At 63.5% G+C, this 1,465-nt stretch carries 1 protein-coding gene; it reads left to right on the forward strand.

Annotation, left to right across the window (positions count from 1 at the left end):
• The first annotated feature begins 124 nt into the window (after positions 1-124).
• Complete coding sequence (locus Y710_RS18295; RefSeq protein ID WP_156479494.1) at positions 125-1,423, forward strand: IS256 family transposase; 1,299 nt, start codon at positions 125-127, stop codon at positions 1,421-1,423.
• Positions 1,424-1,465: the final 42 nt, after the last annotated feature.

The following is a 1,465-nucleotide window of genomic DNA, read 5'->3' on the forward strand; positions in this document are numbered from 1 at the left end:
GGGCGTGTCAGATGGTCTGTGTAAGCGGTGAGGTTCAACCCTGAAGGGACCCGCTGTAGTGACTGTCAATCATGATGTGAGCGTGGATGATTCGCGTGCAGAGCAACGCCGGCGACAGACCGAGATGGCCAACGAACTGATCGCCTCAGGGGCACTCGACGACGTTTTCGCCCGCATCGATGCCGGCGAGCCGGTCGGCGGGCAGGACGGCCTGCTGAACTCGCTTCTCAAAGCGACCCTCGAACGAGGCCTGAATGCCGAGCTGACCGAGCACCTCGGGTACGAGGCCGGAGACCCGGATGCGGCGTCGTTTCCGAACTCCCGCAACGGATACGCCGCCAAGACCGTGGCGACCGAGATCGGCGATGTGGCGTTGTCGGTGCCGCGGGACCGGGACGGCAGCTTCACGCCGATGCTGGTCCGCAAAGGCCAACGCCGCCTCGACGGCCTGGATGCGATGATCGTCTCGCTCTACGCCGGCGGCATGACGATCCGCGACATCCAGCATCATCTCGCGTCGACGATCGGCACCGACCTGTCGCACGAGACGATCTCGAAGATCACCGAGGAGGTCGCCGACGAGGTCGCCAAATGGCAGACCCGCGACCTCGAGGCGCTGTATCCGGTGATCTACCTCGATGCGATCATCGTCAAGATCCGCGATGGCGGGCACGTGCGCAACAAAGCCGCCCACATTGCGGTCGGTGTCGATATGGAGGGCGTCAAGCACGTCCTGGGGATCTGGATTCAGCAGACCGAGGGCGCCAAGTTCTGGGCCGCCGTATGCGCCGAGCTACGCAATCGCGGGGTCACCGACGTCCTGATCGTGTGCTGCGACGGGCTGACCGGTTTCGCCGAGGCCGTAGAGGCGACCTGGCCGGAGGCGACCGTTCAGACGTGTGTGGTGCACCTGATCCGGGCGTCGATGCGGTTCGTCGGTTACGGCGACCGCAAAGCCGTCGCCGGGCTGCTCCGGCCGATCTATCAGGCCTCGACCGAACAGGCCGCTGCCGATGCGTTGGAGGCGTTCGCCGACTCCGACCTCGGTCGCAAGTACCCGTCGGCGGTCAAGACGTTCCGGGATGCGTGGGAGCGGTTCATTCCGTTCCTGGCGTTCCCGCCGGAACTGCGGCGGGTCATCTACACCACCAACAGCATCGAATCGTTGAACTACCAACTGCGCAAGGTCACCAAGAACCGTGGGCACTTCCCGAACGATCAAGCCGCGATGAAGCTGCTGTGGATGGCGATCTGCAACATCGAAGACAAACGCGCCCGCGACCGCGCCAAGGAACGCGGCCTGCCCGCCGCCAAACGCCGAGCCTCCGGACGACTGGTCGAAGGCGCGGTCACCACTAACTGGAAACGTGCCCTTGAGCAACTCTCACTCGCGTATCCAGACCGTATCAACCATCACCTATAAATCGAATACCTGATCGACTTACACGGAAAAGTTGACAAGCTC

The sequence above is a fragment of the Gordonia sp. QH-12 genome, from assembly GCF_001578675.1.
In the GTDB taxonomy this organism is placed as follows: Bacteria; Actinomycetota; Actinomycetes; order Mycobacteriales; family Mycobacteriaceae; genus Gordonia; species Gordonia sihwensis.

Bases quoted from the DNA above. Each gene is read 5' to 3' on its own strand.
- Y710_RS18295 (WP_156479494.1), top strand. From the start codon at position 125: ATGGCCAACGAACTGATCGCCTCAGGGGCACTCGACGACGTTTTCGCC.